General features: G+C 67.2%; 16 protein-coding genes. 15 read left to right on the top strand and 1 reads right to left on the bottom strand.

The window, feature by feature from the left end:
• Positions 1–342 precede the first annotated feature (342 nt).
• The 8 genes from DPV74_RS28530 to DPV74_RS28565 all read left to right on the top strand — a co-directional run bounded on the left by DPV74_RS28530 (position 343) and on the right by DPV74_RS28565 (position 7477).
• Positions 343–696, top strand: a complete 354-nt coding sequence (locus DPV74_RS28530; RefSeq protein WP_021164040.1) for a YciI family protein — start codon at positions 343–345, stop codon at positions 694–696.
• Positions 697–821: 125 nt separating this feature from the next.
• A complete protein-coding gene (locus tag DPV74_RS28535; RefSeq protein WP_027791017.1) occupies positions 822–1241 on the top strand; it encodes a YciI family protein in 420 nt (139 codons plus the stop codon).
• 35 nt (positions 1242–1276) lie between these two features.
• Positions 1277–1693 carry a VOC family protein gene (locus DPV74_RS28540; RefSeq protein ID WP_021164038.1) on the top strand — a complete coding sequence of 139 codons (417 nt, stop codon included), beginning with the start codon at positions 1277–1279 and terminating at the stop codon, positions 1691–1693.
• Complete coding sequence (locus DPV74_RS28545; protein WP_060173109.1) at positions 1690–2958, top strand: RNA polymerase sigma factor; 1269 nt, start codon at positions 1690–1692, stop codon at positions 2956–2958. The genes DPV74_RS28540 and DPV74_RS28545 overlap by 4 nt, the downstream gene beginning before the upstream one ends.
• A 340-nt stretch (positions 2959–3298) precedes the next feature.
• Positions 3299–3721, top strand: coding sequence for a rubrerythrin family protein (locus DPV74_RS28550; protein WP_027791020.1), 423 nt, complete (start codon positions 3299–3301; stop codon positions 3719–3721).
• 119 nt (positions 3722–3840) lie between these two features.
• Positions 3841–5178, top strand: coding sequence for a heterodisulfide reductase-related iron-sulfur binding cluster (locus tag DPV74_RS28555; RefSeq protein WP_027791021.1), 1338 nt, complete (start codon positions 3841–3843; stop codon positions 5176–5178).
• 31 nt (positions 5179–5209) lie between these two features.
• Positions 5210–5791 carry a DUF3501 family protein gene (locus DPV74_RS28560; RefSeq protein WP_059684477.1) on the top strand — a complete coding sequence of 194 codons (582 nt, stop codon included), beginning with the start codon at positions 5210–5212 and terminating at the stop codon, positions 5789–5791.
• A gap of 744 nt (positions 5792–6535) precedes the next feature.
• Positions 6536–7477 carry a transposase gene (locus DPV74_RS28565; RefSeq protein WP_027791023.1) on the top strand — a complete coding sequence of 314 codons (942 nt, stop codon included), beginning with the start codon at positions 6536–6538 and terminating at the stop codon, positions 7475–7477.
• Positions 7478–7603: 126 nt separating this feature from the next.
• Here DPV74_RS28565 and DPV74_RS28570 read toward each other — a convergent pair whose 3' ends face one another.
• On the bottom strand, positions 7604–9130 hold the full coding sequence (locus DPV74_RS28570) for a mannose-1-phosphate guanylyltransferase/mannose-6-phosphate isomerase (protein ID WP_027791024.1): 1527 nt from the start codon (positions 9128–9130) through the stop codon (positions 7604–7606).
• A gap of 428 nt (positions 9131–9558) precedes the next feature.
• Between DPV74_RS28570 and DPV74_RS28575 the strand changes: the two genes are divergently transcribed.
• The 7 genes from DPV74_RS28575 to DPV74_RS28605 all read left to right on the top strand — a co-directional run.
• Positions 9559–10932 carry an undecaprenyl-phosphate glucose phosphotransferase gene (locus tag DPV74_RS28575; protein WP_027791025.1) on the top strand — a complete coding sequence of 458 codons (1374 nt, stop codon included), beginning with the start codon at positions 9559–9561 and terminating at the stop codon, positions 10930–10932.
• A gap of 73 nt (positions 10933–11005) precedes the next feature.
• A complete protein-coding gene (locus DPV74_RS28580) occupies positions 11006–12418 on the top strand; it encodes a UDP-glucose/GDP-mannose dehydrogenase family protein (RefSeq protein WP_119338399.1) in 1413 nt (470 codons plus the stop codon).
• 30 nt (positions 12419–12448) lie between these two features.
• Positions 12449–12892, top strand: coding sequence for a low molecular weight protein-tyrosine-phosphatase (locus DPV74_RS28585; RefSeq protein WP_119338400.1), 444 nt, complete (start codon positions 12449–12451; stop codon positions 12890–12892).
• Positions 12886–14064, top strand: coding sequence for a polysaccharide biosynthesis/export family protein (locus DPV74_RS28590; protein WP_027791028.1), 1179 nt, complete (start codon positions 12886–12888; stop codon positions 14062–14064). Before DPV74_RS28585 ends, DPV74_RS28590 begins: the two co-directional genes overlap by 7 nt.
• Before the next feature lie 50 nt (positions 14065–14114).
• A complete protein-coding gene (locus DPV74_RS28595; RefSeq protein ID WP_059693903.1) occupies positions 14115–16340 on the top strand; it encodes a polysaccharide biosynthesis tyrosine autokinase in 2226 nt (741 codons plus the stop codon).
• Between the two features lie 64 nt (positions 16341–16404).
• The gene (locus DPV74_RS28600; protein WP_021163248.1) at positions 16405–17364 is read left to right on the top strand and encodes a glycosyltransferase family 2 protein; all 960 of its coding nucleotides are present in this window, start codon (positions 16405–16407) and stop codon (positions 17362–17364) included.
• 49 nt (positions 17365–17413) lie between these two features.
• The coding region (locus tag DPV74_RS28605; RefSeq protein WP_119338401.1) for a glycosyltransferase family 4 protein at positions 17414–18391 on the top strand (978 nt) is incomplete at its 3' end.

Below are 18391 nucleotides of genomic sequence, written 5' to 3' on the forward strand. Positions count from 1 at the left end.
GCCGCGGAGGTCGGCAATCGGCGTGGTTGCGCCGCCGCAGCCGGCGCTGACCGGCGGCGCGGCCGCGGCGGGCCTGGCGAGGAGGGCGAAGAGGACGACGAACGCTGCAACGGCAGGCGGCGAAAGCAGGCGTGACATGGGGCGGTCCACAGGAACAAAATCCGACGATTCGGGAAAGCATCTTGACGGCAAAATGTCAGGAAGCGGCCAAATTGGCCGTCCGGCCAGTGTGCCGATCGGTCGACGATGCAAGGCGCACGGCGGCTGTTACGCTTTTGCATCGGCGGCGCATCCCGATCGCGCAGCACACGCTGCCGCGCCCCGTTCCCACAGGAGAAATCCATGTCTTACATGCTGTTGATTGTCGAGCCGACCGACCAGCGCGCCGAGCGCACGCTCGACGAAGGCCAGGCGCTATACGCGCGGATGGTCGATTTCGCCGAGACGCTGAAGGCGCGCGGCGTGCTGCGCGGTGTCGAGTCGCTGGAGCGTTCCGAGCGGGGCACGCGCGTGCAGGTGCGCGACGGCGAGACGCGCCTGCTCGACGGCCCGTTCGCGGAGGTGAAGGAGATGGTCGGCGGCTTCTTCCTCGTCGACGTCGACACCCGCGAGGAAGCGATCGAGATCGCGCGCCAGTGCCCGGCCGCGCAGTGGTGCACGGTCGAGGTGCGCGCGGTCGGCCCGTGCTTCCTGTGAGTGCCGCGACTCGGTATTTACCCTGATTGGTTGCGGAACGTGTCGATCCGGGCGTCTTCCGGCCGTCGTCCGGATAAGGCGCCGCCGAACGGGCGCCGCCTTCCACCGATGACAAGGAGTAAACGATGCGATTCATGATCATGATCCGGGCGAACGCCGTCAGCGAATCCGACGCGTTGCCGGACAACCGGCTGGTCGAAGCCATGACCGTCTACCACGAGGAACTGGCCAAGGCCGGCGTGCTGCTCGACGCGAACGGGCTGAGGCCGAGCGCGCGCGGCTGGCGCGTGCGCTACACGGGCGGCAAGGGCACGGTGATCGACGGCCCGTTCGCCGAAACGAAGGAGCTGATCGCCGGCTATACGCTGATCCAGGTGCGTTCGCGCGACGAGGCGCTCGAATGGACGCGCCGGTTCCCCGCGCCGTTCGGCGCCGAAATGGATTGCGAGATCGAGGTGCGGCCGCTGTTCGAGCTCGACGACCTCACCCCGAGCGACGCGGTCGAGCGGTTCCGCGATCTCCACGTCGGCCGCACCCAGGCCTGAATCCACCCGAATCCAAGTTCACCGGAGCATCCGTCATGCACAAGATGGTTTTCATCAACCTGCCCGTGGCCGACCTGCCGCGCGCGAAGACGTTCTACCAGGCACTCGGTTTCGAGGTCGTGCCGGCCTATACCAACGAACAGGCCGCCTGCATCAAGATCAGCGACACGATTTTCGCGATGCTGCTCGTGCGGCCGTTTTTCCAGACCTTCACCGGCAAGACCATCGTCGATCCGGCGACGCAGGTGCAGGCACTGACGTGCCTGTCGTGCGACAGCCGCGCGGAGGTCGACGCGATCGTCGCGAAGGCGCTCGCGGCCGGCGGGTCCGCGCCGCAGGCGCCGCGCGAGTATCCGAACATGTATGGCCACGGGTTCGACGATCCGGACGGCCATGCATGGGAGCTGATGGCCATGCCGCTGGATGCGTCCGCCCAGGGGCAGGCGTCGTGACGCTCGAGGCGACTCACCGTGCGATCGAAGCGGTCTGGCGGATCGAGGCGCCCAAGATCATCGCGCGCGCCGCGCGCGTGGTGCGCGACGTCGGCGTGGCCGAGGAGCTGGCGCAGGACACGCTCGTCGCGGCGCTCGAGCACTGGCCCGTCGACGGCGTGCCCGACAACCCGGCCGCGTGGCTGATGACGGCCGTGAAGCGCCGCGCGCTCGACCGGGTCCGGCAGGAGTCGCTCCACGCGGCGAAGCGCGACCAGCTCGGCCACGAGATGGACGCGCTCGAAGCGCATGTCGTGCCCGACATCGCGGATGCGCTCGCCGACGCGAGCGACGACGACATCGGCGACGATCTACTGCGGCTGATCTTCACGTCCTGCCACCCGGTGCTGTCGACCGATGCGCGTGTCGCGCTGACGCTGCGGCTGCTCGGCGGGCTGACGACGGGCGAGATCGCGCGCGCGTTCCTGACGCCCGAGCCGACGATCGCGCAGCGGATCGTGCGCGCCAAGCGAACGCTCGCGGCCGCGCACGTGCCGTTCGAGGTGCCGGCCGCCGATGCGCGGCCCGCGCGGCTCGCGTCGGTGCTCGAAGTGATCTATCTCGTGTTCAACGAAGGCCACGCGGCGACCGCGGGCGACGACTGGACGCGCCCGGCGCTGTGCGACGAGGCGCTGCGGCTCGGCCGCGTGCTGGCCGGGCTGGCACCGGACGAGAGCGAAGTGCTCGGGCTCGTCGCGCTGATGGAACTGCAGGCGTCGCGCATGCACGCGCGTACCGACGCGCAGGGCCGGCCCGTCCTGCTGCTCGACCAGGATCGCAGCCGCTGGGATCCGCTCTTGATCCGGCGCGGCCTCGCGGCGCTGGAGCAGGCGGCGAAGCTCGGCGGCGTGCGCGGGCCGTATGCGTTGCAGGCTGCGCTCGCCGCCTGCCATGCGCGTGCGCGGCAGGCGGCGGACACGGACTGGGCGCAGATCGTCGCGCTGTACGACGCGCTCGCCGAGGTTGCGCCGTCGCCCGTCGTCGAACTGAATCGCGCGGTGGCCGTCGGGATGGCGTTCGGGCCCGCTGCGGCGCTCGAACTCGTCGACGTGCTGCGCGACGATCCGGCGCTCGCGCGCTATCACTGGCTGCCGAGCGTGCGCGGCGATCTGCTCGCGAAGCTCGGCCGCGCCGACGAGGCGAAGATCGAGTTCCGGCGTGCGGCGGAACTGACCCGCAACGAGCGCGAGCGCGAATTGCTGCTGAAGCGTGCGACCGACGCGTGAGGCACGCGGCACGCACGCAGCACGCACACGCACACGCACACGCGAACGCGTACCCCGCACACCGTACCCCGCACACGCACACGCGAACGCGAACGCGAACGCGTACCCCGCACACCGTACCCCGTACCCCGTACCCCGCACACGCGTACCCCGCGCACCACCCCGCCGCGCAACGCGCCGACTATCGTCCGGATTGAAAAAGCCTATTGGGGGATGCGAACGCGAGCGCCTAGATTGAAGAGCACGATGCGCGCGCCGCGACGCGGCGCACGTATCGTTCCCCACATACCTGATCGGCCCGGCTTCGCACGCGGCCGCGCCGACTCGAACGGAGGCGCAAATGGCTCAACTCAAGGGCAGCAAAACCGAAGAGAACCTGAAGGCCGCATTCGCGGGCGAATCGCAGGCGAACCGGCGTTATCTGTATTTCGCTTCGAAGGCTGACGTCGAAGGCCAGAACGACGTCGCCGCGCTGTTCCGCTCGACCGCCGAAGGCGAAACCGGCCATGCGCACGGCCATCTCGAATACCTGGAAGCCGTCGGCGATCCGGCAACGGGCTTGCCGTTCGGTTCATCGCGACAGAATCTCGAATCGGCGATCGCCGGCGAAACGCACGAATACACGGACATGTATCCGGGCATGGCGAAGACGGCGCGCGACGAGGGCTTCGACGAAATCGCGAACTGGTTCGAGACGCTGGCGAAGGCCGAACGCAGCCACGCGAACCGCTATACGAAGGCGCTGGACAGTCTCGTCGACTGACGGGCCGCCGCGGGCCGCACGGCAGGCCGTGCGACCGGCAAGCGGCCGGCTGTTCGTTCATCGCTGCCCGCATCGCGCGGGCGGCGCTGGCGCGCATGCGCGCCACGCTGGAGCGCCCCATGCCCCACAAGGAAGGCAGTCTCGAAGCCCCGACCCGGCATCCGCTCGACTGGCAGTCCGACGCGTTCTACGACCAGGCCGCGATCGACGCGGAAATGACGCGCGTGTTCGACATCTGTGCCGGATGCCGGCGCTGCGTGTCGCTGTGTGGCGCGTTTCCGACGCTGTTCGACCTGGTCGACGACACGCCGATGGGCGATATCGAGGAAGTGCCGAAGGCGGCGTTCGGCAAGGTCGTCGACCAGTGCTACCTGTGCGACCTCTGCTACATGACGAAATGCCCGTACGTGCCGCCGCACGCATGGAACGTCGATTTCCCGCACCTGATGCTGCGCGGCAAGGCCGCGCGCTACAAGCGCGGCGAAGCGACGTTGCGCGACAAGGTGCTGTCGAACACCGACGCGCTCGGTCACTTTGCCGGCATTCCGATCGTCACGCAGGCGGTGAACGCGGTGAACCGTACGCCGCCCGCGCGTCATGCGCTCGAAGCGACGCTCGGCGTCGATCGCCATGCGTGGCTGCCGGAATTCGCGCCGCGCAAGTTCCGGCGCGCGGCGAAACCGTCGGACGGCCTGCCCGTGCGCGACGGCGAACGCACGCCCGGCAAGGTCGCGATCTACGCGACCTGCTACGTGAATTTCAACGAACCGGGCATCGGCCACGACCTGCTCGCGATCCTCGCGCACAACGACATCCCTTACGAGCTCGTCACGCGCGAAGCCTGCTGCGGAATGCCGCTGCTCGAGCAGGGCAATCTCGCCGGCGTGGCCGCGAAGAAGGACGTGAACCTGCCCGTGCTCGAACGCTATGCGCGCGAAGGCTATGCACTGATCGGCGCGATTCCGAGCTGCGTGCTGATGTACAAGAGCGAGCTGCCGCTGATGTTCCCCGGCGACGACGCGGTGCGCGCGGTGGCCGACGCATTCTGGGATCCGTTCGAATACGTGATCGCACGGCATCGCGACGGGTTGCTGAAGACCGATTTCAAGACGGGCCTCGGCACCGTGTCGTATCACGTGCCGTGCCATGCGCGCGTGCAGAACATCGGTCGCAAGACGGCCGACGCGCTGTCGCTCGTGCCCGATACGCGCGTGAACGTGGTCGAGCGCTGCTCGGGCCACGCGGGCACGTTCGGCGTGAAAAAGGAGTTTCATGCGGACGCGATGCGGATCGGCGGGCCCGTGTTCAAGGCGATGGCCGAGCCGCAGCCGGATTTCGTGTCGTCGGACTGCGCGCTGGCCGGCCATCACATCGTGCAGGGCATCGACGACAACGGGCTGCCGTCCGCGCCGCTCGCGCATCCGCTCACGCTGCTGCGCCGCGCGTACGGCATCTGAGCCGCCGCCGGCCGACCCACGAGGACATCCCATGACGTTGACCCGCGACTCCCTGCTGACGCTCGAAGCGTACGCGAAGATCCGCAAGGCGGAACATGCGCGGCTGGTCGCGTACAAGCGCCGCCGCGCGGTGGCCCTCGGCAACCACCTGCGCTTCCTGTTCGAGGACGAGACGACGATCCGCTATCAGATCCAGGAAATGCTGCACATCGAGAAGATCTTCGACCAGGCCGGCATCGAAGGGGAGCTGGAAGCGTATCTGCCGCTCGTGCCCGACGGCACGAACCTGAAGGCGACGATGCAGATCGAGTACGAGCACGAGGTCGAACGGCGCGCGGCGCTCGCGCGGCTGATCGGTGTCGAGGATCGCGTGTACCTGCAGGTCGACGGGCACGCGCGCATCTACGCGATCGCCGACGAGGATCTCGAGCGCGACAACGCCGAGAAGACGTCGGCCGTGCACTTCGTGCGCTTCGAGCTCGACGCGCCGATGCGCGCGGCGCTCAAGGGCGGGGCGGCGCTGTCGATCGGCTGCGATCACCCGGCCTACACGATGCCGGCGCAGCGCGTGGACGCGGACGTGACCGCATCGCTGGCCGGCGATCTGCGCTGACGCATCCGCCGCACGTCAGCCGCACGTCCGGTGCGTCCCGCGCACCGGTTTCCATTTTCCGTTCCGACCCGAAACGCGATCTCCGCACGCGACGCGGCGCGTTTCGCTCGCCTGCCGCCGCGAAGATGTAACAGGCGTCACGAACTTGCATGCAGCGAAAGACGTGCATCGCACGTCACCGGGCTTTCATCACTCGCAGAGAAACAATAAAAAGATTGTGCACGGAGATAATTAAAATCGGCGAAATTTGAATGATTTACCGATTCGTGAATATCTTGTTACGCTTTTTTCCCTGATTTACCGATGTTGGGCAGCAATGCGCGGGATTGTTGCCGGCAGGGGTCGGAGTGACCCGAAAATGCCCATTCGCGGGCATTCTTCATACGCTGTAGAGCCCCGCCAGACGGGCCTTTGCAGCGTCGGGCATAAAGATCCCGCAAAAAAATTCAAGCGTAAATACATTACGCACCCTTGGCAGGTTGTTTCAGTGCGTAACATTAAGTCATTGTCATATTGAGATAAACCCTAGGGATGGTATGCTTCGTGCACAAAAATTCCCACATTGGAGTGAGACCGTGATTTGTGCGCCATTGCCGGGAATGGCGGCACCGTGAAAGTGCGGTGTCGCACCGGCATGCACAACACCGGATAAGCATAATGTGCAACCTGGCCGCCCCGCGACGCGATGTGTCGCGATGGCGCCGCCAATCGCAGCCCCGGCCTGGCTGCGTGGAGAGATCTACTATGTTCTTCGATGAGCTTACCGATGAAGAGTGGTTTCGTCTTTCAACGCTGATCGCCGATGAACCCATCCGGCTGAACCGTCGTGGGCGTCCGCGTGCCGAACCGCGCGTCGTCGCCAACGCGGTGCTCTGGATCCTGACGACCGGTGAAGCCTGGTCGAAGCTGCCCGGTCGTTATCCGTCCGGGCCGACGTGCCGTCGCCGTTACGAGGAATGGCTGGCGTCCGGCACGCTGCTGCAGATGATCGACGTGCTGACCCAGTTCAGCGGGCGCACGTTCGCGTATATCCCGCCGCCGCCGGTGCCGGTCGTGCCCGCACGCCGTGCCGAGCCCGTGCCCGACAACGATCGCTTGCGCGGTGTGTTCTGGCAAAACCCCGAGTCGTGGCAATTGCCGGTCGCGCACGCAAACGTTTGGGATGGCGAAGGCGCGTCGCAGTCGTCCATGCAGGACGACGCCGAAGCGCGGCCGTCCGACGCGTCGTTCGTGGTGCCGGGCGCGCGGTCGGTGGAGTTGCGCCATGCGCGTGCGTCGTCGGCGAGCTTCGCCGCGGCCGAACCGCAAGTCGACGAGTATCGCGGCTATACGATCCGCGGCATCGCGCAGCCCGTGCAGAACCTGATGTATCGCGCGTGGGCCGAGATCTCGCAGGACGAGCGGCGCGTCGAGCGTTCGGGCCTGATCGGCCCGCGCTTCACCGATGCCGAGGAAGCCGAGCAGTTCGCGCTCGACTGGGCACGTCAGTGGATCGATCGCCATGGCGCGAGCGACGAACCGGCACGCGCGCCGCAAGGCGAGGTGCTGGCCGGCCTGTCCGCGCTCGCGCGTGCGGAGTCGGACATCAAGCGCTTCATCGCCGAGCGTCACACGGGCGCGCTGTCCGAAAGCCGCAACGATCCGGTGCAGCAGGAGCGTCGCGAATACGTGTACCGCGTAGGCTGATCGCCGCACCGGTGAAACGGGCGGGCCGTCGTGTGCCACGACGCCCGCGCGGAAGCCTCGTCTTTCCATGCCTGCCTGCATCGCCCGGGGCGCCGCCGTCGAAGCGGCGCCCCGGGCGCACGTGTATTACTGGCGGCCGTAGGTATCGTCGAAGCGGACGATGTCGTCCTCGCCGAGATACGCGCCCGACTGCACTTCGATCAGCTCGAGCGGCATCTTGCCCGGGTTCTCGAGGCGATGCGACACGCCGAGCGGGATGTACGTCGATTCGTTTTCGGACAGCAGGAACGTTTCGTCGCCGCGCGTGATGCGCGCGGTGCCGCGCACGACGATCCAGTGTTCGGCGCGGTGGTGGTGCATCTGCAGCGACAGTCGCGCACCCGGTTTCACGACGATGCGTTTCACCTGGAAGCGTTCGCCCATGTCGACCGAGTCGTAGTGGCCCCACGGGCGATGCACCTTGCGGTGATCGGACGCTTCCGCGCCGCGTTGCGCCTTGATGCGCCCGACGATTTTCTTCACGTCCTGCACGCGCGACTTGTCCGCGACGAGCACGGCGTCGGGGGTTTCGACGACGACGAGGTTCTGCGTGCCGACGCAGGCGACGAGCCGGCTTTCCGAATGCGCGAACGTCGATTCCGCGTCTTCGAGCAGCACGTGGCCGCGGCCGACGTTGCCGGCTTCGTCCTTCTCCGAGATCTGCCAGATCGCATCCCACGAGCCGACGTCCGACCAGCCCGCGTCGAGCGGCACGACGACGCTCTCGCACAGTTGCGGCAGGCTCGCGAGCGGCTCCATCACCGCGTAGTCGATCGAGTTCGACGGCGACGCGGCGAATGCATCGCGATCGACGCGGAAGAAATCGCCGTCGGCCTTGCCCTGGGCGACGGCCTGTTCGCAGGCCGCGTAGATCGCGGGTTCGAGCTGGCTGATCGCCTTCAGCCACACCGATGCGCGCACGATGAAGATCCCGCTGTTCCACCAGTATTCGCCCGATGCGACGTACTGCCGAGCGAGCTCGAGATGCGGTTTCTCGACGAAACGATCGAGGCGGCGCACGTCGAGGCTGCCCGTCGCGGCGTCGCCGAGCGGCGCGCCGACGCGGATGTAGCCGTAGCCGGTTTCCGCGTGCTTGGGCACGATGCCCATCGTCGCGATCCGGCCTTGCTTCGCGCAGTGCACGCCGGCTGCGACCGCGGCGTGAAAGCGCGGCAGGTCGGCCACCGCATGGTCGGCCGGCATCACGGTCATGATCGCGTCGTTGCCGTCGGCGACGAGCCGCAGCGCGGCGAGCGTCAGCGCGGGCGCGGTGTCGCGGGCGATCGGCTCGAGCATGATCGATGCGGACTTGCCGGTCAGGCGCAGCTGTTCGGCGGTCGTGAAGCGGTGATCCTCGCCGCATACGATCAGCACGTCGTCGGTCAGCGGATGATCGCCCGCCAGGCCGTCGAGGCGCAGCGCGGTCGACTGCAGCAACGAATGTTCGCCGAGCAAGCCGATCAGCTGTTTCGGAAAGCGCTCGCGCGACATCGGCCACAGGCGCGTGCCGGAGCCGCCGGCGAGAATCACCGGTTGCACGGCGACACGCGTGCCGGCGGCGGGTGCGGCGGAAGGGGAATGGCGCGTTTCGGCAGCCACGGCCGGAGCATTCATGTTGACACTCTCCACGGTTGAAGTCAGTGCCTGCCGTTGTAGCATGAAGTAAATCGACAATAAAACCGGGCCCATTGCCTGATATTCGCCGGGCATTCACCGGGAAGAATTTTCCGCGCCAGCATCCGGTGCAAATAAAAAAATAAAAAATAAATCGGTGAATCGGCTGGTGTTGACCGTCCGCAAAGGGTGAGCGGAAACCGTAAAGCTTCCGAAAAATTCCCGATTCGCGATCATTTCGGGAAAAGCTGCCGATTTAATTCAAAAACTACGCAGCAAGAATTTCCGATTATTTTTCGAAATACTTGTGCGCTTGAGGCGGAATTTTCTTACCGCTTCAATAGCGTCATGCAACGTTTGAATCGAATGTGCGGCACGGGTCGCACAAGGAGCTGTTCGGCAAACGCCTGTTCAAAGAGGAAGCAGACATGTTGAGCGTGCTGGCGAGAGTCATCGATATCGCGATGGTCGTAGCGGGGGCGCTGATCGCCGCCGCACTGCACGACGGCAGCATCTGGCTCAACGACCTGCAGCGCACGACGGTGCTGTTCGACTGCCTGCTCGTCGTCGTGTTCTTTCCGGCCATCGGCATTTACCAGTCGTGGCGCGGCAAGCGTCTCGTCGGGCTGGTGGGCCGGGTTGCGTTCGCATGGCTCGTGGTCGAGCTCGCGGGCATCCTGATGAGCTTCAGCTTCCACCAGTCGGGCGACCTGTCGCGGCTGTGGCTGGGTTACTGGGCGCTCGTGACGATGGCGCTGCTCGCCGGCTCGAAAACCTGCGTGCACGTCGTGCTGCGGCAGCTGCGCCGCGGCGGCTACAACCTGAAGGCGGTCGCGATCGTCGGCGGGACGCCGGCGGCGCGGCGGCTGATCGCGCAGATGCGGGCGCGGCCGGAGGCCGGCTTCAACCCGGTGTGCGTATACGACGAAAGCGAAGCGCCGGGCGAGGTCGCGCTCGACGACGTGCGCATCGAGCGGCAGTTCGAATCGCTGGTGTGGCTGGTGCGCAGCCGCGCGATCAGCGAGCTGTGGCTCACGCTGCCGATCACGGAGGAACGCCGGATTCACCAGATCGTGACCGTGTTCCGCCACGACTTCGTCAACATCCGTTTCATCCCGGACGTGCGCACGCTGTCGTTCTTCAACCAGGAAGTGGTCGAGGTGCTCGGCGTGCCGGCGATCAACCTCGCGGCGTCGCCGATCACCGACGTGCGGATCCTGCCGAAGTTCGTGTTCGACCGGCTGTTCGCGCTGGCCGCGCTCACCGCGCTCGCGCCGGTGATGGTGCTGATTGCCGGCCTGATCAAGCTGACGTCGCGCGGGCCGGTGTTCTTCCGCCAGAAACGCAAGGGCATCGACGGGCACGAGTTCGAGATCTACAAGTTCCGCTCGATGAAGGTGCACCAGGAAGTGGCCGGGCAGGTCACGCAGGCGACGAAGAACGACTCGCGCGTGACGCCGGTCGGCCGGTTCCTGCGCCGCACGAGCCTCGACGAGCTGCCGCAGTTCATCAACGTATTGAAGGGCGAGATGTCGGTCGTCGGCCCGCGCCCGCATGCGCTCGCGCACGACGACATCTACAAGGATCTCGTCAAGGGCTACATGTTCCGCTACCGGATCAAGCCGGGCATCACCGGCTGGGCGCAGATCAACGGCTTTCGCGGCGAGACCGACCAGATCGAGAAGATGATGGGGCGCGTGAAGCTCGATCTGTACTACATGCAGAACTGGTCGTTCTGGCTCGACATCAAGATCGTCGTGCTGACGCTCTGGAAAGGCTTCACCGGCAGCAACGCGTACTGAGTACCGAGGCCGCGCCACGCAGGCATCGCGGTTTTACGAATTTCGAATCATTGGTCAAGAGGTCCGACACATCATGAATCTGACTATCATCGGCAGCGGTTACGTAGGTCTTGTCACCGGCGCCTGTCTCGCCGACATCGGGCACGACGTGTTCTGTCTCGACGTCGACCAGGCAAAGATCGACATCCTGAACAATGGCGGCGTGCCGATCCACGAGCCGGGCCTCAAGGAAGTGATCGCGCGCAACCGCTCGGCGGGCCGCCTGCGCTTCTCGACCGATATCGAGGCCGCGGTCGCGCACGGCGACGTGCAGTTCATCGCGGTCGGCACGCCGCCCGACGAGGACGGCTCGGCCGACCTGCAATACGTGCTCGCGGCGGCGCGCAACATCGGCCGTTACATGACGGGCTTCAAGGTGATCGTCGACAAGTCGACGGTGCCGGTCGGCACGGCCGAGCGCGTGCGCGCGGCGGTGGCCGAGGAACTCGCGAAGCGCGGCGGCGACCAGATGTTCTCGGTCGTGTCGAATCCGGAATTCCTGAAGGAAGGCGCGGCGGTCGACGATTTCACGCGGCCGGACCGCATCGTGATCGGCTGCGACGACGACGTGCCGGGCGAGCGCGCGCGCGAGCTGATGAAGAAGCTCTATGCGCCGTTCAACCGCAACCACGAACGCACGCTGTACATGGACGTGCGCTCGGCCGAGTTCACGAAATACGCGGCGAACGCGATGCTCGCGACCCGCATCTCGTTCATGAACGAGCTGGCGAACCTCGCCGACCGTTTCGGCGCGGACATCGAGGCCGTGCGCCGCGGGATCGGCTCCGATCCGCGCATCGGCTATCACTTCCTGTATGCCGGCTGCGGCTACGGCGGCTCGTGCTTCCCGAAGGACGTCGAGGCGCTGATCCGCACGGCCGACGAGCACGGGCAGGCACTGCAGATCCTGAAGGCCGTGTCGTCGGTCAACGCCACGCAAAAGCGCGTGCTTGCAGAGAAGATCGTCGCACGCTTCGGCGAGGACCTGACCGGCCGCACGTTCGCGATCTGGGGCCTCGCGTTCAAGCCGAACACCGACGACATGCGCGAAGCGCCGAGCCGCGAGCTGATCGCCGAGCTGCTGTCGCGCGGGGCGCGCATCGCCGCGTACGACCCGGTCGCGCAGGAGGAAGCGCGCCGCGTGATCGCGCTCGATCTCGCCGATCACCCGAGCTGGCTCGAGCGCCTCTCCTTCGTCGACGACGAGGCGCAGGCCGCGCGCGATGCCGACGCGCTCGTGATCGTCACCGAATGGAAGATCTTCAAGAGCCCCGACTTCATCGCGCTCGGCCGCCTGTGGAAAGCGCCTGTGATCTTCGACGGCCGCAACCTGTACGAGCCGGAGACGATGAGCGAGCAGGGCATCGAATACCACCCGATCGGCCGGCCGGGCTCGCGCCAGGCCGTCGCCGCGCGTGTGCCGGGCACCGCGCCCGCGAGCGCGTAACCCGTTTCCCGTCACTCGTTACGAGACGCCATGTTCCGGAACATCCTGATCGTCTGTCACGCGAACGTCTGTCGCAGCCCGGCAGCGGAAATGCTGTTCAAGTCGCACTCCGCGTCGCGCGGCGGCCCGCGCCCGACGTTCCATTCGGCCGGCGTGCATGCGAACGACGGCGACGGCATCGATCCGGTGATGCGGCAGCTGCTCGCCGAGCGGGGCGTCGATGCGACGACCCACCGCTCGCGGCGGCTGTCGCGCCGGATCGTGCGCGACGCCGACCTGATTCTCGTCAGCGAGCGCGGACAGATCGCGGCCGTCGAAAAGGTCGATCCGTTCGCGCGCGGCAAGGTCCACCTGCTCGGCAAGTGGGAAGGGGCCGAGATTGCCGACCCGCACGGCGGCCCCGAGGCCGATTACCGCGAGAGCTACTCACTGATCGAACGTCTGGTTCAAGGATGGCTACAGAAACTATGCTGAAACGCCCGATGCGCCCGGTGGCGCTTGCCGTCGCGCTGACGACCTTCCTGTCAGCCTGTGCAACCGCGCCCGGCAACTACCTCGACTCGTCGAACCTGAAGGACGAAGGCCGCCAGCAAGCGGCCGAGACCTATCCGGTTCATTACATCGACGCCAAAGTGGTGATGGACCAGCTGCAGAAGGCGCAGGTCGACCATCCGCTGCCGCCCGGACGCTATACCGATCCGTCGCAATACGTGTACCGCATCGGGCCGCAGGACATCCTCGGCGTCACCGTCTGGGACCACCCGGAGCTGACGACGCCGCAGGGCCAGTCGTTCTCGAGCGGCGGCAACACGACGCAGACGATCGCGGGCGCGCTGCAGCAACCCTATTCGTCGTCGCTGCCGGGCCAGGCCGATCCTTATGGCCAGACGGTGGCCGCCGACGGCACGATCTTCTTCCCGTTCGTCGGCCGCATCCACGTGGCGGGCAAGACGATCGCGCAGACCCGTGACGAGCTGGCCACGCGACTCGCGCGTTACGTGAAGAATCCGCAGCTCGACGTGCGCGTGCTGTCGTTCCGCAGCCAGAAGGTGCAGGTGACCGGCGAGGTGAAGACGCCGGGCCCGCTCGCGATGAGCGACGTGCCGCTGACGCTGGTCGACGCGATCTCGCGTTCGGGCGGCTCGACCACCGACGCCGATCTGCAGCGCGTGCGCCTGACGCGCGACGGCAAGCTCTACACGCTCGACGCGAACGGCGTGCTCGACCGCGGCGAAGTGCGGCAGAACGTGATGCTGCAGCAGGGCGACATCATCAACGTGCCGGACCGCAGCGACAGCCGCGTGTTCATCATGGGCGAGGTCAAGACGCCGGTCACGGTGCCGATGCTCAAGGGCAAGCTGACCATCGCCGACGCGTTGACGGCCGGCGGCGGCATCCTCGATACCGATGCGAACCCGCGCAAGATCTACGTGATGCGCGGCATGCGCGACAACCCGACGAAGCCTGAAGTGTTCCGTCTCGACATGACGCAGCCCGATGCGCTGATGCTGTCGAGCCGCTTCCCGCTTCAGCCGCTCGATGTGGTCTACGTCAGCACGGCCAGCTCGGTGCAGTTCAACCGAGTGCTGCAGCAGGTGTTGCCGACGATCCAGACGATCTTCTACATGCGGCAAATCACGCGCTGATAGCCCGCCGGGGCGGTACCTCCGCCCCGGCACCACTCAAGCGGGAACGAATGGTGAACACGCAAGCGAAACACTCCTACGCGGATCTGTCCGTGAAAACCGAGGAAGAGGACGTCGTCCTCGGCCAGCTGCTCCAGGTGATCATGGACGACATCTGGCTGCTGCTCGGCATCGCGGTGACGGTCGTCGCGCTCGCCGGCCTCTACTGCTACGTCGCGAAGCCGGTGTACCAGGCCGACGTGCACGTGCGGGTCGAGAGCAACGACAACACGTCGCAGGCGCTCACGCAGACGCAGACCGGCGCGACGATCAACTCCGGTCCGCAGCAGGCGCAGACCGATGCGGAAATCGAGATCATCAAGAGCCGCGGCGTCGTCGCGCCGGTGGTCGACCAGTTCAAGCTGAATTTCTCGGTCGTGCCGAAGACGCTGCCGCTGATCGGCAGCCTCGCCGCGCGTGTCGCGACGCCGGGCACGCCGTCGCGGCCGTGGCTCGGCCTGCAATCGTATGCATGGGGCGGTGAAGTCGCCGACGTCGATTCGATCAGCGTCGTGCCCGCGCTCGAAGGCAAGAAGCTGACGCTGACGGCCGGCCCGAACGGCACCTATTCGCTCGTCGACCAGAACGGCACGCGGCTGCTGTCGGGCCAGGTCGGCGAATCGACGCAGGGCGGTGGCGTGACGCTGCTCGTGTCGAAGCTCGTCGCGCGCCCCGGCACGCAGTTCACGGTGGTCCGCTACAACGATCTCGACGCGATCAGCGGCTTCCAGGCCGGCATCCAGGTGACCGAGCAGGGCAAGCAGACGGGCGTCGTGCAGATCTCGCTCGAGGGCAAGGACCCGGACCAGACCGCCGCGATCGCGAACGCGCTCGCGCAGTCGTACCTGAACCAGCACGTGGTCGCGAAGCAGGCCGAAGCGACCAAGATGCTCGACTTCCTGAAGGGCGAGGAACCGCGCCTGAAGGCCGACCTCGAACGGGCGGAAGCCGCGCTGACGCAGTACCAGCGCACGTCGGGCTCGATCAACGCGAGCGACGAGGCGAAGGTCTACCTCGAGGGCAGTGTGCAGTACGAGCAGCAGATCGCCGCGCAGCGCCTGCAGCTCGCGTCGCTCGCGCAGCGCTTCACCGATTCGCACCCGATGGTGATCGCCGCGAAGCAGCAGCTCGCCGAGCTGCAGGGCGAGAAGGACAAGTTCAGCAACCGCTTCCGCAGCCTGCCGGCCACCGAAGTGAAGGCCGTCCAGCTGCAGCGCGACGCGAAGGTCGCCGAGGACATCTACGTGCTGCTGCTGAACCGCGTGCAGGAGCTGTCGGTGCAGAAGGCCGGCACGGGCGGCAACATCCACCTCGTCGACTCCGCGCTGCGTCCGGGCGCCCCGGTCAAGCCGAAGAAGGTGCTGATCCTGTCGGCCGCGGTGTTCCTCGGGCTGATCCTCGGCACCGGCGTCGTGTTCCTGCGCCGCAACCTGTTCCAGGGCATCGAGGACCCCGACCGCATCGAGCGCACGTTCAACCTGCCGCTGTACGGGCTGGTGCCGCAAAGCGCCGAGCAGGTGAAGCTCGACGCGGCGGCCGAGAAGAGCGGCAGCCGCACACGGCCGATCCTCGCGAGCCTGCGTCCGAAGGATCTGAGCGTCGAGAGCCTGCGCAGCCTGCGTACCGCGATGCAGTTCGCGATGATGGACGCGAAGAACCGCGTGATCGTGCTGACGGGCCCGACGCCCGGCATCGGCAAGAGCTTCCTGACGGTCAACCTCGCGGTGCTGCTCGCGCATTCGGGCAAGCGCGTGCTGCTGATCGACGCCGACATGCGCCGCGGCCTGCTCGACCGCTACTTCGGCCTCACCTCGCAGCCGGGCCTGTCCGAGCTGCTGAGCGACCAGTCGGCGCTCGAGGACGCCGTGCGCGAGACGCCGGTGCAGGGCCTGTCGTTCATCTCGGCCGGCACGCGCCCGCCGAACCCGTCGGAGCTGCTGATGTCGACGCGCCTGCCGCAATACCTCGAAGGGCTCGGCAAGCGCTACGACGTCGTGCTGATCGATTCGCCGCCGGTGCTGGCGGTGACCGACGCGACCATCATCGGCCGCATGGCCGGCTCGACGTTCCTCGTGCTGCGCTCGGGCATGCATACCGAAGGCGAGATCGCCGACGCGATCAAGCGCTTGCGTACCGCGGGCGTCGATCTGGAAGGCGGGATCTTCAACGGCGTGCCGCCGAAGGCGCGCGGCTACGGCCGCGGCTATGCGGCCGTGCATGAATACCTGAGCGCCTGATCCGAATCGCACGTAACCGGGCAGGCCGCGCGTGCCGCCTGCCCGGCCGACAGGAGAACCAACGATGAAAATTTCCGTGCTCGTTCCGACCTATCGGCGCCCCGCCGACCTCGCGCGCTGCCTGCTGGCGCTGCAGCGGCAGCAGCGGCTGCCCGACGAGGTGATCGTCGTCGCGCGCCCGGAGGACGATGCCACGCACGAACGGCTCGCCGATCCGGCGGTCGGCGGCGCGCTGCCGCTGCGCATCGTGCCGGTCGATGTGCCGGGCCAGGTCGCCGCGCTGAACAAGGGGCTCGACTCGGCGAACGGCGACATCGTCGCGATCACCGACGATGACGCGGCGCCGCATCCCGACTGGCTCGCCCGCGTCGAGTCGGCGTTCGAGGCCGACCCGCGCGTGGGCGCGGTCGGCGGCCGCGACTGGGTGCACGAGAAGGGCCGCGTGCTCGACGAATCGCGCGAGCTCGTGGGCCAGCTCACGCTGTCCGGCAAGATCGTCGGCAATCATCACCTGGGCGTCGGCGGCATGCGCGAAGTCGACATGCTGAAAGGCGCGAACATGAGCTACCGCCGTGCCGCGATCGAGCGGCTGCGCTTCGACACGCGGCTGCGCGGCGCCGGTGCGCAGGTGCACAACGACATGGGTTTCAGCATGCACGTGCAGCGCAACGGCTGGAAGCTCGTCTACGACCCGGCGATCGCGGTCGATCATTTTCCGGCGGAACGCTTCGACGACGACCGGCGCGATGCCGCGTCGCTGAATGCGATCAGCAACGGCGCATACAACCTGCACCTGATCCTGCGCGAGCACCTGCCGCCCGTGCGGCGCGAAATCGCGTGGTGGTGGTGGACGCTGGTCGGTACGCGCGTCTACCCGGGCCTCGCGCACGTGCTGCTGTCGCTGCATACGGCGAAGCGCGAGCGGATCCGCGAGCACTGGCGCGCGGTGCGCCGCGGCGCGCGCGATGCCCGCCGCGCGAACCTTGCCCCCCACCGTGCGGCGATGCCGCCGGTGACGTCTTGAACGAGCCGCGCGCGCAACGCCGCGCGGCCGAACCCGGAGAAGGGCTCGAATGACTGCAACCAAGGTCCATGTCCATCTGTTCCACGGCGCCGATCCGCGTACCTACCGGAAAGGCGAGAACATCGGCTGCCTGTACGGCTATCACCACGCCGAATCCGACGAATTCCGGCTGACCTATTCGCAGGACGGCGGCGAGAGCCGCGTCGCCAGCCTCGTGCGCCGCGCGCTGAAGGCGGCGCTCGGCTTCGACGTCGTGCATGCATGGCGCAACCGTGCCGCGCTGCTGAACACCGACGTGATCTGGACGCACACGGAGCAGGAGCACCTTGCGGCGTCGCTGATCCTGAAGCTGGCCGGCGAGCAGGGCAAGCGTCCGCTGCTGCTCGCGCAGAGCGTGTGGCTGTTCGACAAGTGGGGCAGCTTCGGCGGCCCGCGCCGCTGGCTGTACCGCAAGCTGATCGCGCGCGCCGACGCGCTGACCACGCTGGCCCGCGACAACGCCGACCTGTGCCGTCGTTATCTCGGCCGCGAAGCCGAGTTCGTCTACTACGGGCTGAACACGCAGGATTTCCCGATCGTCGAGCCGCAGCAATGGCAACCGAACCGGCCGCTGCGGATCGCGGCGATCGGCAACGACCGCGACCGCGACTGGCGCACGTTCCTCGCCGCGTTCGGCGGCGACGCGCGCTACGACGTGCGGCTGGCGACCCGGCGCCGCGTGCCGCGCGAGTGGCATGCGCCGAACGTGAAGATCGGCTCGGCGTCGGGGCTCGCGAAGCAGCACGAACTGTACGCATGGGCCGACGTGATCGTCGTGCCGCTGCGGCCGAATTTCCACGCGTCGGGCATCACCGTGATGCTCGAGGCGGCCGCGGTCGGCAAGCCGATGATCGTGTCCGACGTCGGCGGGCTCAGCGACTACTTCCCGCACGATACGGCCGCCTATGTGCCGGCCTTCGACGCGCAGGCGATGCGCCAGGCCGCCGATCGCTTCGCGGCCGACCCGGTCGCGGCGCTGGGCTGCGCG

Origin of the sequence: Burkholderia sp. HAN2018, assembly GCF_024704855.1 — a bacterium.
GTDB classification, from domain to species: Bacteria; Pseudomonadota; Gammaproteobacteria; order Burkholderiales; family Burkholderiaceae; genus Burkholderia; species Burkholderia cepacia.